This is a genomic window from Bacillus sp. 22446 (assembly GCF_052044955.1).
GTDB classification, from domain to species: Bacteria; Bacillota; Bacilli; order Bacillales; family Bacillaceae; genus Bacillus; species Bacillus altitudinis.
The window spans coordinates 59,079-70,895 of record NZ_JBQEOD010000005.1 but is presented as its reverse complement, the minus strand read 5'-3'; the positions used below and the strand labels follow the sequence as shown (position 1 = coordinate 70,895).

Sequence of the window (11,817 nt, the reverse complement as noted above, 5' to 3'; positions counted from 1 at the left end):
AAAACATCCTTAACTGGAGAACTTTTAAATCATTTTTAAATGAATAGTATCATTTATAGTACCATATATAATCTGCAGACATTTGCCCTTTTTTTATGCCTTGAATGATTGCTTTCATCGTTTCCTCATCTGTGTGAATTAAACTTGCATTCCCTAAGTCCAATTCATTCACAACACTAGGATTTTTCACTAAATATGCAATAACATTTTGAATGTTCAATCATTGCCCTCCTTTGTCATATATGCATATAATTGTTCCTTTTTCGTTTTAGGCAAATCAAGTTGTGCAATTCCTTGCTTCATTTTTAACAGCATAATCTCTCTCATCGATACCATGTACTGAGTCAAACCAGCTTCAAGTAACTTTTGCTTCAGTTGAAACGGCTTTTGCTCTGACTCATCCAGCCGGTTAGAAAAGAAGGAAAGAAGCTCTAGACTGACATCGTTAAAATGTCTTTGTAAATAACTAAATGCCAGCGTTTGTTTTTTTTGAAAATCTCCGTTTGTTTTTGAAAATAACGCAAAAAAATCGTTACTGATTTGTCCAGCAACACCATAATATATCGAATAAGATTCTACAGTGGCATTCATTTTTCTTGTCGCTAAATAAACACCCAGTACGCTAGAAAGAGCTGTTAAAGATCCAGATTTTTTCCTTAAAACCTCTACACACTCTTCTTCTGTTCCATACAAATGACTCAAATCCTCATGCTGCCCTTCCATAGACATTTTGATGAAGTGGAACAGTTTCTCTATTAGTTGAGAATTATTTTCACAAATTGATGTGATGAATTGGATACTCACCGTATACAAATACGTAGAAGCATTGATGGCCACTCCTTGGTTTACGTTCATCCAAGGATACGAATCATTATCCTGATCTTCAATATCATCTAATATATCGGCAGATAAGATGAGAAGTTCAATCCCTGCTGCCAGTTTTGTAATCGCTTGCTCGTCTTGTCCGCCAAATGCCTCATAATGTTGGTAAGCCAATTGCCCAAAAGGAAATTCATTCTTTATATCTGTAAATTCGAGAAGCAGCTTTTGTAAATCATTTTGCCTGACTGCATGTTGAATAAAATCAGACATTTTCTGCTTGATTTTTGTATTCTCTAGATAGTTTAGCATACTCGATCTTGATCCTCACCCTCTCGCCTCTTATTTTACTAAAAAGAAAGAAGCAAATGTCCACTGACATCACTATTTAACAATTATATAATAATATATCCTTTTTTTGTATGTATTTGGATAAAAAAAAGACTTGATGGTTATCAAGTCTTTAAGAAATTTTCACATATTCATATTTGTCGTATTGATCAATGCTTTTGTTAATGTTATGAAGAGAAGCCGTTGTTTCTCTAATTTCGTTTTCAAGTTTCCATAATAGTTGTTTAAGTTCTTCGATTTCATACTTTTCCATCGATTCCACTCTCCTTTTTTGGAAGATCAATGTATTTGTGTATGTTGATTGGGTCATAAGTATTTGATCTGTTACTAACAGTGTAAATGCTATTGAGTATTTTTTCACCGAAAAGTATGAACAAAATGTGTGCGTGATACCGCAAAATTCAATAGGTCTTTTTTCATCATTTTCAGACTTTTCAAATGATACTTTTATCTCAATTTCAAAGGAAATACGTCATTTTTGCGACATGAACTGGCATCATTCGTCACAATTCTCACGATACAGAACATACAATCCCCTCTATTTCCTCGGTTTTTCATGTTATAGGTCAGACGACAGGCTCTACTGTAGACACCGCAATTTTTTGGCGACATTCACCGAAATTGACCGCAAAAGTACCTATTTTTATGATGAATATGCAAAGGTAGAAAGATCATTTTGATTCTTTATTCGGATTTTCTTCATACATTTAGAACAGATATCCGTCCAAATTCACTTCAATGAGAGAAGAGGTGACCATGTGTTTTACTATGTTCCTTATCCGCCTTTGCAGGTTCCCGCAATGGGAAACGCATACCCGCGAACACCCATGACTTTTCCTCCAGTAGATGCTCATGCGTTTCAAAAGGCTGCAAAGGAATCAACCCGTCTCGTGGCTGATGCATCCCTCATTACACAGCAGATTTCCGGTTCGCTTTCGTTTGGACAGCGAATCATGGAAGCTGCTGAACGTGCTGACACCGCAAGTGTGATTCGAATGCTGAAGCAGATTGGGGTGAAAAGCAATATCGATATCCGCTTTAGTCCAGAAGGCATCCGCATCTACTTATCCCTCTCTTCCAGCAGGCTTTTTCTACTTTTACAGTGGGGATAACAAAGAAAGAAGCCGCTCTAGTGGGAGCGGCTTTTCTTAAGATTCAAACATTTTATGACACCATTCAATGGCTTCTATATAACAGCCGTAGGCTTCCTGCTTAGGGAGACTTCCACCTAACATCTCATCATCCCATTCATTTCGTTCAATACGTTTGGCAACGTCTAACACAAGGAAATAGTCATTTTCATAGCCAAGCAGTGCCTCACCTACTTCATCCGAAAGAGGCAGTTCTTTCACAAGTTCAGTAATGTCCGCCCTGACAAGCGTATCAATGAGTGAAAACATACCTGTTAGCATATAAGAAGCGGGATGCTCTCGTTCAGTCCGACTAGCAATGAGTTCACACGTTTTGGCACGAATGAACGACATTTTGATGATTTCCTTTTGGCTTGAGTTGGCTTGGACATTTAGTTCTTTAAATGAAAGGATAAAGATCCATCGCCGTATTTCATTAAACCCAAGCAGGATAATCGCCTGACGAATACTCTTGATTTGATAAAGACGTCTCATGCCGCCAGAATTCAGCATTTTTAATAATTGATATGAAAGGGAAAGATCACTTTCTATAAAGTGCGTCACGGTCTGAATATTCGGCTGCTCCTTGCTCAGCTCATTCAATAGCTGATGGTATGCGTGGAAGCTAGTCGATAAGGCTCGTCCCGAAATGACGTGCGGCTCACTAAAGAAATATCCTTGAAACAAATGGAAGCCAGCTTCTAACGCTTCTTCATATTCTTTTCGCGTTTCTACCTTTTCAGCAAGGAATCGAAGTCGATACTTTTTATATGTATGTAAAATGTCTCTTCGTTCTTCACATGTTGTTTTCAGAAAATCAATTTTTAAAATATCAATGCAATAGAGGAGTTCATCGAGTAACGTGTCATGAAAATGTGTTCCGCTTAGAAAGAAATCATCGAGCGCAATCGTGTATCCCCACTTTTTTAATTGCTTACATCTCATAATAAGTGCCGGGGTAATCGGTACATTTTCTAATATTTCGATCACAAGCTGATGTGGATCAAAATAAGTGAGCAGATCAGACGAAAGCAAGCTTTCGGTGAAATTGATGTAGCATCGTTTTCCTTCTGTCAGTGTTTCGATGCCAATGTTTAAAAAACTATTGATAATGAGGTCCGTTGTCGCTTGATCACCATCTTCAGCGCTATATGTATTGGTTTCACTATCTCTATAAAGCAGCTCGTATGATACGACTTGTTCTTTTCTGTTAAAAATAGGCTGCCTTGCAACAAACACCCTCAACTGCTCCATTCCTCCTTTATGCAATGACAAACAAGATGTGCCTTCAGTATACCAAATGATTGCCCATAAGGTTCATTTTGAATCGTCCAACATGAAAAAAAAGAGACCATCTGGCTTGATGATCTCCTTTCCCGGGGTAATCAGCTTTCATAAAGCTCTTTTTTGATTTTATTTTTCACATCATGGATAAACTGCATCTTATTATCCCAGCATTTTTGACTCAAATCGACTGGGTATTCTTCTGGTTTGCTGATTCGTTTGTATTCCTCCCAGAAGAGTCCGAGACTGTCCTGCACATATGCTTGAATCGTTTGGATATCTGGATTATCATACACCAGCTTCCCTTGTTCAAAAATTGGGACATGAAGGTCCTTCGCCACAAAATTTGTCACAAATTTGCTGATAAATGTATGAACTGGATGGAACATTTTCAGCTTATCTTCACTTTGAACATCTTCTTCTTCAAGGGCAATGTAGTCTCCCTCAGAGTGATGATTCAATTGATTGATAATGCGATACACTCGTTTACGGCCTGGTGTTGTCACTTTCTCTGGGTTAGAAGAAATTTTGATCGTGTCATTCATCTGACCATTTTCTTCAATCGATACAAGCTTATATACAGCACCAAGAGCTGGCTGATCGAATGCGGTAATCAGTTTCGTTCCAACACCCCATACATCAATTTTTGCACCTTGTGCTTTTAAGTTCATAATGGTGTGTTCATCAAGATCGCTTGATGCAATGACCTTGGCGTCATGGAATCCAGCTTCATCCAGCATCGTTCTCGCCTTTTTAGACAAGTAGGCAAGGTCTCCGCTATCAAGTCTGACCCCAATAAAGTTGATTTTGTCTCCGAATTCTTTCGCTACCTTAATCGCATTTGGAATGCCTGATCTGACCGTATCATATGTATCCACTAAAAAGACACAGTCTGTATGTGTTTCGGCATATTTTCTAAATGCAGTATATTCGTCGCGATATGCTTGTACAAGGGCATGGGCATGGGTGCCTGATACGGGAATATTGAAGCGTTTCCCTGCACGGACATTACTTGTTGCCTGAAATCCGCCGATCAGTGCTGCTCTTGCTCCCCACATGGCTGCATCCATTTCATGCGCACGTCTTGTTCCGAATTCTAATGCTGTCTCATCTTCAATGATTCCTTTAATACGAGCCGCCTTTGTTGCAATTAGCGTCTGGAAGTTCACGATGTTGAGCAGTGCCGTTTCAATTAGCTGCGCTTCAACAAGTGTTGCCTCGATGCGCATAATAGGTTCATTCGCAAAGACAATTTCTCCTTCTCGCATTGAATGAAGTGTCCCTGTAAAAGACAACCCGCTTAAGTATTCAATGAAATCGCTTTTATAACCGAGTTCATCTTTTAAATATGCAAGGTCGCTCTCGGTGAAGGAGAAGTCCGATAAATATTCAATCGCTTTCTCTAAACCAGCAAATACAGCGAAGCCGTTGTCAAATGGAAGCTTTCTAAAGAAGAGTTCGAAGACTGCCTTCTTCTCATGAATGCCGTCTCTCCAATACGTTTCTGCCATGTTAATTTGATAAAGATCTGTATGTAGTGATAAACTGTCGTCAATAAACCGATGCTCCAACTTCCATTCTCCTTCCCTTACTTAACCACTTTCGCACCAAGCGTATGCTCAAAGTGAGAAAGTGCCCACTCGTGCCCCGCTTCATTAAAACTCGCCACGGCATTCTCATGAATCACAAGTTCAAAGCCTTTATTGTACGCATCAACAGCTGTATGAAGTACACAAATATCGGTACACACTCCGGCTAGGTGAAGTTCAGTGATGCCACGCTCGCGCAGTTTCATTTCTAATTGAGTGCCTGCAAAAGCAGAGTATCTTGTTTTTTCCATATAATAGACATGATTTAAATGTGTTGACGTGTGAAATAGTGAACTTAGTTTTCCGTAAAGTTCAATTCCTTCTGTCCCGCGAATATTATGGGGCGGAAATAACTTTGTCTCTGGATGATATGGATCTTGCTCTTCATGATGATCGACGGCAAAAACAACAAAGTGTCCTTCATCAATAAATGAGGAAGTGATCTCTGTGATCTTCGACTCAATCGCCTGTCCAGGCTTTCCGCACGTCAGTTTTCCATCGTCTGCAACAAAATCAACTGTATAATCAATACAAATCAATGCTTTGCCCATCCGCATCTCTCCCATATGCTCTTTTGAATCATTATAGCTTATTCATTTCACTAGGGAAACCTATTCAACAGATTCACGAGAAAAAGCTTTTTGAAAAAGCTCATCTTCTATATAGATGTGCTCTTGATTGATCGCATGCGGCACCTCTATCACAAGCCCAAAAGGTGAATGTGACTCGTGATGGTTGACCACTTTAAAAGAACAACCAGCGGCATTTGCCATTTTGACATATGGAGAATAAGAAGCATATGACAATTCACCATTTAAAAGAACAGTGGCCTCTCGGTTTGCCTTCAATACTTGCTCTACCTCTTGATACGATTTATGTCTCGATACTTGTCCTTTTGTCAGAGCGAGAAGAGCACGTTCTCTTAATGAGCCGAGAAACATTCTTCGTTCATCTGGTTTTGTTTCAGCATGTCCAAATATCCCTTGCTGCAAATAAAAGTCTACGGATTCTTCTTTCATTGCTGTGTTCACTCCTGGTTTCTGAATTTACATTTCTGTGACCCAGTGCACAATTTTTTGTGCAAGTTCACGGGCTTCGTCTATTTCTACTCTTTTGTTTAAAGATTGTTCTAGTGCTTGCTCAAGCTGCGTTTTTTCGTCTTCATACGCGATAGAAATACTCCATTCCATATCAGGTACAGCGACAAGCGTTTTATATTCTTTTTTATTTTCATGTAAATATACATTGTAGGTTGTTGGTTGCCCGCTTGTCAGATGCGCTTTTCTTATTTTCATTTGATGTGTTTTCCCCCCTTTTTCTTCTTCCTTCTTCTATCCATTGTACCATAAAAAAAGACAGCTTCTGAAAAGGAGACCCTTTCAAAGCTGGCTATGCGTTAAAGCTCTTTTGCTGGCTGATCAGGTTTGAATCCCAAACAAATGTGACGTTCGGATTGTTGAAGAATTGAACAAAGTCTCCTGCATTATAGGTGCCTGAACCACCAGCGGAATGATCCACACTTTTTGGCGAAATAGCAAACACATCGCCGAAATGTGCAGAACCGTTTCCTATGACACGGTCAATATGAATGGGTCCAACAATTGCTGGCATCTTTCCACCACCTTTACTACCCTCATCATATGCCTAGCGGAACAATACGTGTCTATCCAACATAAAAAAGACAGCTGATATGTCATATGATCAGCTGTCTTTTATGCATTAAATGATTGAGGCTGGCCAAACAGTGTAAAGTCCCAAAGCATAGTGGCATTCGGATCGCTTGTCAGGGACATATAATCACCTGAATTAAAAGCTCCCGCTCCACCGGTCGAGTGATCTACAGCCAAAGGGGCAATGGCGAGAACGTCACCAAAAGTAGCCGAGCCGTTTCCGCCTAAAGACTCAATATGGATGGGTCCAACAATCGCAGGCATCTTCCTTCTCCTCCCTATTCGCTTATGTGAGTTATGTTATGCAAAAAGGGAAAAGTTGTGCATCTGCCCTAAACGTTTAAATGCTGTTCTTTTCGAGAGCGCTGACGCAGCTGAACCAATCTGACAATATTGAGTGTGATGGCTTTCAGCAACGCATAGACAGGAACGGCAAAAATCATGCCAAGGATTCCGCCAAAACTTCCTGCCCCAATTAATAGCAAGATAATTGTTAACGGATGTGTGTTGAGACGTTTTCCAATGATCAATGGAGAAATGACGTTTCCATCGATCTGCTGAACAACAAGAATGACAATAACAGTCACAACCGCTTTTCCAGGCGAATCAAGAAAAGCAATGAGCACAGCTGGCGCCGCACCAAGATATGGCCCAAGATATGGAATGACATTTGTCACCGCAATAATGATGCCGAGAATGAGCGCATATTTCACACCAATTAATAAGTATCCGATAAAACAAGCAACTCCGACAAATAAACAAACAACGATTTGCCCTTGTATGTAAGCAGCAAGCGTATCGTTTAATTCTTTAAAAATCTTCAATCCTTCCTTACGGTAAGGCATTGGCAAAAATTGAACGAGCTTGTCCGGAAACTTATGCCCGTCTTTTAGCATGTAAAATAAAATGAATGGAACGGTAATGACAGCGAGGGCAATATTCGCAATCACGCCAAACACCGCCGACATACTGGAAGCAATATTTTCCGGTAAATCTTTTAATGTCGAAACGATCGACTGTTCAAACTTCGAAACAGACACATAATCTTGGTTCATCATCCATGTAAATGTTTTAGAATGCGAGAAGTCGTTGATAAATTTCTGCATGTCCGTGACATACCCCGGGAAGCTTTTGACAAGTCCACCCACCTGCGTGACAATGACAGGTCCAGCAGCATTGACAACAAACGTGATAAGCCCGATGAATAGGAGATAAATAATCAGAATGGCGAGCGTCCTAGGTATCTTCTTCGACAAAAATCGAACAATCGGATTAAAGATGAAAAAGAGAATACCTGCCAGTAAAATAGGAACAAACAACGTTGAAGCAAATAAAATAATCGGCTGAAATAAAAATGAAACTTTTGTTGATACATACACAATCAGTAAAACCAGTAATATTTGGAATGTCCAAAAATGAACTTTAGATTTTAACAAAGATGCTCCTCCTGTTACGTATTGACCTTATTAAAAAACTACTATTCAACCCACCTTCTGTCAACTGCTTCTTGTTTTAGAACCATATTTTTTGAAAAAAAAAGAACAATTGGTATATCATGCACTTTTTCCAGATATACATTCTGTAAGCATTGAAAAAAGCAGACACCTGTGCGTCTGCTTGTTACACTCTTTCACTGTGATCAGGCATCACCGACACGATTTGCTGGATCCGCACATAAAACACTGATTTTGCCCCCGCCTCAATCACAATATGATCCGGCATCACTTCCTTCAACTTTCCACGTACTGTATCTTTCACTGTTTGAACAATCAATCTCATACCGACTACTTTCTGCAATGTTTGATAAACATATGGATCAACTAATGAAACAAGCTGTGGACTTCCTTGTTGTGCCATGCTACCTGCCCCTTTACTTGTGTATTTACCCACAGCGTATGCAATGACCCATGTGAGTGTCACTCAGCAAACCCACAACATTATTACCGTATTTTTACATTTCATATTTTTTTACAATTTTTAGAAGTATAATAGATTGGTGCTGCCAACATCTTAAATTATTTGAAGAGGTGAATGATCTTGAAAAAATTAATCTGTATCGTTGCTGTCATGCTCTTACTATCCTCTGCAAGTTATGCGCACGCAGGCACAATTGGAGATGCACCTGGTACACCAGGAAAGTGGTTTAAAGGCGAAGAACCGGTACAAAAAGACCTGTCAAAACCCCCACTTGTTTTTGTACATGGCATAAACAGTTCTTCCTCCACATGGTCTGATCGAAACGATATGGCAAAACAAGCTGTTCTGAACGGATACGAAAGCGCGTTCATAGATTTATATCCAGATCAGGACATGAAAAAGAATGGAAAACTATTAGCAGAAAAGTTAAAAGAAATCTATGAATTTTTCGGCAGAAAACTGATCATAATCGGTCATAGTAAAGGTGGAGTGGATACGCAGGCTGCACTCGTGTATTACAACGCTCATCCATATGTAGAGAAAGTCATCACACTTGGCTCTCCACATTATGGGACGCCGCTTGCGGATTTAGCCTATAGCAAAGGCGGAAGCTGGCTTGCGCAAATCCTTGGACAAAAGAGCGACGCGCTCTATTCTCTGCAAACCGGGATGATGGCAGCTTTTCGAAGTGAAACCGACCAGCTGGAGACGTTCCCTCATAAATATGTAACCTATTCTGGTTCAGATTGGGGAACCTTTGGCGGAGTGCTTTATTTAGGCGGCATGTATTTAAAAAGCTTTGGTGCAAACGATGGCGCTGTGACGGTCAGCAGCACAAAGCTAGCATATGCAAACAATATTTTAACAGGAAAATGGGATCACTTTTCGATCAAAAACGGCACAAGCATGTTCCCCGTATTTCAGGCACAGCTGCGTGCAAGTACCGCAAGCGCTGAAAGCGAAGACGAACAAGAGCAAGAACCAGTCTCTTCAGAGCTAAATACAAACGTTTATGTGAAAGGTGGAGAAAGTGAAAAGGATAAAACAGAAGCGTTCTATGTAGAGGAAGGAACGAATGGCCTATCGATTCAGTGGTTAAATGAAAGACAGGAAGCCAATCCGGAAATCGTTGCGCCAAATGGAGATGTCTTAACCAATTTGACGACATCCGAAGCATCATTCCCATATGAAGGCGCCTATTCACACCATGTGCAAATCAATAAACCCGTTCCAGGAAAATGGACGATTCGATCAAATTCAGGAAAAAAGGATCCTTATTTGCTACTTGTATCCTTTGATTCACCATTGAATGAAGAAATCAAAATCGCTGCAGCGAAATCAGGAGATGCATCGACACATTCGAGCAAGCTGATTAAACGATTAAGCAAAACTGTAGAGACCACTTATTTTAAAGATGCCGAGAAGGATCATCCACTGAAAACGAGCTCTTCATCTGCCGTTCAATTGAAAAAAGAAGGTGCTTATTCCGTCACGGTTCATTACACAGGTCTCACTGCGTCAGGGACGTCGGCATTTAACCGTACTGTGATCCGCACATTGTATGTGGATCAGCACGGAACGATTCATGGAGATATTCCATATTAAACAGAGCGTTTCATGGGCTGAAGCGCCTGCTGCACCTTCTCATCCAAATCAGCAATTTTTTTGAGCGCAAGTGATTCATCTATTTGTCTGTAATGATGGTGTCCACCAGGCTCTTCGTCCATTTCATCTGCTTTCTTCACAATTTGCTGGAGTGTGTCCTTATGCAGGTCGCCCTCTGGCAAATATGAATCTGTGTGAAGCAAAATCGCAAGGGCAATCTCTTTGGCTGCTTTTGGTTCCTCGCCGAGCCGTATGAGCAGTTTATGTGCCCGCTCTGCCCCTTTAATGGCATGAATATCATTTCGTCTATATGTCTCGTAATCCCATTCTCCGCCTGCTGTATACCATTCATAGTGGCCGATGTCATGCAAGAGTGCTGCTTTCACAGCAAGATCCGGGTTAATCCCCGCCTGCATCGCCAGTTTGAATGCGTGATAAGCACAAGCAATGGCGTGGGCTTTTCCTGAACGATTTAAATATTTTTGAGCGACTGGATGGGTGTAAACATCCATTAATGTAACCTTTCTCATGGAAACCCCTCCTTATCTATATTTTTAGCATCCTAACATATTCTGAAAAGAAACTCAAATGTTCTGTCATATTTCCGATGAGTCTCAAAATTAGCTTATGCTCGATAAGCTGTCTTTGCTTGTACAATACGAAAAAAGCAGCCGTTATGACTGCTTTTTTCCATACTCACGGGCATCGTATACACAACCGCCAGCTGGGTCATCTGCTAGAAGGTCGAGTAAAATACCGGCCACTTCATCTGGGCTCTTTAACGTACCTGTTTCATGTAATTGCTGAAACCGTTCAATTTGTTCAAAGTCCTGTTTGGAGGATTTCCGAATCTCTCCCTGCATATCCGTATCAATCGTACCTGGTGAAAAGGAAAACGTGGTGACAGGATATGCTTCGTCCTGCTGTTCCTCATGTAAAGTCCTCATAAACATATCAAGCCCTGCTTTTGAACTGCAATAGGCACTCCATCCTTTGTACGGGTTTTTAGCTGCCCCAGAAGAAAGATGCACGATGGTTTTCTTCCCTTCAAGAGATTGTGTCTCCCTCACAAACACGTGACTGAGCAAAACAGGGATGACAAGGTTCAGCGTATAATGCTGATGAAGCGTATCTTCTCCGCCTTGCCCTGCACGCTTGATAGGAGTCACCATTCCTGCATTATTGACAAGCAAGACGTCATCAGCGTCTGCGAGAGTTTGCGAGGACAAGATGCCCTGAAGCCACTTTGCAGCCGATTCCTCATCAGTGAGATCGACCTGTGAATGCGTGAGGTGTGGATGGGATAGTGGCGACTCACTTCTTGCAGCGGTATACACGTTATCCCCGCGTGAAAGTAGCTGTTTGACAAGTGCTAAACCAAATCCTTTTGATCCGCCTGTGACGATTGAAATTCGAATGACAATCTCCTCCCTTGATAACACTATTTTAAAT

At 40.7% G+C, this 11,817-nt stretch carries 16 protein-coding genes; 2 read left to right on the top strand and 14 right to left on the bottom strand.

Annotated elements, in window-relative coordinates:
• Positions 1 to 49: 49 nt before the first annotated feature.
• The 3 genes from comX to degQ all read right to left on the bottom strand — a co-directional run bounded on the left by comX (position 50) and on the right by degQ (position 1,423).
• The gene (gene comX / locus ACTJJD_RS11840; RefSeq protein WP_074041927.1) at positions 50 to 220 is read right to left on the bottom strand and encodes a competence pheromone ComX; all 171 of its coding nucleotides are present in this window, start codon (positions 218 to 220) and stop codon (positions 50 to 52) included.
• A complete protein-coding gene (locus ACTJJD_RS11835; RefSeq protein ID WP_440608429.1) occupies positions 217 to 1,131 on the bottom strand; it encodes a polyprenyl synthetase family protein in 915 nt (304 codons plus the stop codon). The genes comX and ACTJJD_RS11835 overlap by 4 nt, the downstream gene beginning before the upstream one ends.
• 151 nt (positions 1,132 to 1,282) lie before the next feature.
• On the bottom strand, positions 1,283 to 1,423 hold the full coding sequence (gene degQ, locus ACTJJD_RS11830) for a degradation enzyme regulation protein DegQ (RefSeq protein ID WP_003213123.1): 141 nt from the start codon (positions 1,421 to 1,423) through the stop codon (positions 1,283 to 1,285).
• 505 nt (positions 1,424 to 1,928) lie between these two features.
• Between degQ and ACTJJD_RS11825 the strand changes: the two genes are divergently transcribed.
• The gene (locus ACTJJD_RS11825) at positions 1,929 to 2,282 is read left to right on the top strand and encodes a hypothetical protein (RefSeq protein ID WP_019744042.1); all 354 of its coding nucleotides are present in this window, start codon (positions 1,929 to 1,931) and stop codon (positions 2,280 to 2,282) included.
• 36 nt (positions 2,283 to 2,318) lie between these two features.
• Here the strand turns inward: ACTJJD_RS11825 and ACTJJD_RS11820 are convergent, their stop codons facing one another.
• The 9 genes from ACTJJD_RS11820 to ACTJJD_RS11780 all read right to left on the bottom strand — a co-directional run bounded on the left by ACTJJD_RS11820 (position 2,319) and on the right by ACTJJD_RS11780 (position 8,700).
• Positions 2,319 to 3,545 carry an EAL and HDOD domain-containing protein gene (locus ACTJJD_RS11820; RefSeq protein ID WP_058213657.1) on the bottom strand — a complete coding sequence of 409 codons (1,227 nt, stop codon included), beginning with the start codon at positions 3,543 to 3,545 and terminating at the stop codon, positions 2,319 to 2,321.
• 140 nt (positions 3,546 to 3,685) lie between these two features.
• A complete protein-coding gene (locus tag ACTJJD_RS11815) occupies positions 3,686 to 5,155 on the bottom strand; it encodes a nicotinate phosphoribosyltransferase (RefSeq protein WP_007500472.1) in 1,470 nt (489 codons plus the stop codon).
• Between the two features lie 17 nt (positions 5,156 to 5,172).
• Positions 5,173 to 5,724 carry a cysteine hydrolase family protein gene (locus ACTJJD_RS11810; RefSeq protein WP_008345872.1) on the bottom strand — a complete coding sequence of 184 codons (552 nt, stop codon included), beginning with the start codon at positions 5,722 to 5,724 and terminating at the stop codon, positions 5,173 to 5,175.
• A gap of 60 nt (positions 5,725 to 5,784) precedes the next feature.
• Positions 5,785 to 6,192, bottom strand: a complete 408-nt coding sequence (locus ACTJJD_RS11805; RefSeq protein WP_007500468.1) for a YueI family protein — start codon at positions 6,190 to 6,192, stop codon at positions 5,785 to 5,787.
• A 27-nt stretch (positions 6,193 to 6,219) separates the two neighbouring features.
• Positions 6,220 to 6,468: a YueH family protein gene (locus tag ACTJJD_RS11800; protein WP_008345876.1), complete on the bottom strand. Its 249-nt coding sequence runs from the start codon at positions 6,466 to 6,468 to the stop codon at positions 6,220 to 6,222.
• Between the two features lie 94 nt (positions 6,469 to 6,562).
• Complete coding sequence (locus tag ACTJJD_RS11795) at positions 6,563 to 6,784, bottom strand: spore germination protein (RefSeq protein ID WP_008345878.1); 222 nt, start codon at positions 6,782 to 6,784, stop codon at positions 6,563 to 6,565.
• A 101-nt stretch (positions 6,785 to 6,885) separates the two neighbouring features.
• Complete coding sequence (locus ACTJJD_RS11790) at positions 6,886 to 7,107, bottom strand: spore germination protein (RefSeq protein WP_008345880.1); 222 nt, start codon at positions 7,105 to 7,107, stop codon at positions 6,886 to 6,888.
• A gap of 68 nt (positions 7,108 to 7,175) precedes the next feature.
• A complete protein-coding gene (locus ACTJJD_RS11785) occupies positions 7,176 to 8,279 on the bottom strand; it encodes an AI-2E family transporter (protein WP_008345881.1) in 1,104 nt (367 codons plus the stop codon).
• 184 nt (positions 8,280 to 8,463) lie between these two features.
• The gene (locus ACTJJD_RS11780; RefSeq protein WP_003213721.1) at positions 8,464 to 8,700 is read right to left on the bottom strand and encodes a YuzF family protein; all 237 of its coding nucleotides are present in this window, start codon (positions 8,698 to 8,700) and stop codon (positions 8,464 to 8,466) included.
• 180 nt (positions 8,701 to 8,880) lie between these two features.
• Between ACTJJD_RS11780 and ACTJJD_RS11775 the strand changes: the two genes are divergently transcribed.
• The gene (locus ACTJJD_RS11775) at positions 8,881 to 10,365 is read left to right on the top strand and encodes an esterase/lipase family protein (protein WP_039956281.1); all 1,485 of its coding nucleotides are present in this window, start codon (positions 8,881 to 8,883) and stop codon (positions 10,363 to 10,365) included.
• Here the strand turns inward: ACTJJD_RS11775 and ACTJJD_RS11770 are convergent.
• Positions 10,362 to 10,895 (bottom strand): HD domain-containing protein, encoded by a 534-nt coding sequence (locus ACTJJD_RS11770; protein ID WP_007500462.1) that lies wholly within the window; start codon positions 10,893 to 10,895, stop codon positions 10,362 to 10,364. The genes ACTJJD_RS11775 and ACTJJD_RS11770 overlap by 4 nt on opposite strands.
• Positions 10,896 to 11,039: 144 nt before the next feature.
• Positions 11,040 to 11,783: a (S)-benzoin forming benzil reductase gene (locus ACTJJD_RS11765; RefSeq protein WP_039963912.1), complete on the bottom strand. Its 744-nt coding sequence runs from the start codon at positions 11,781 to 11,783 to the stop codon at positions 11,040 to 11,042.
• Between the last annotated feature and the right edge of the window lie 34 nt (positions 11,784 to 11,817).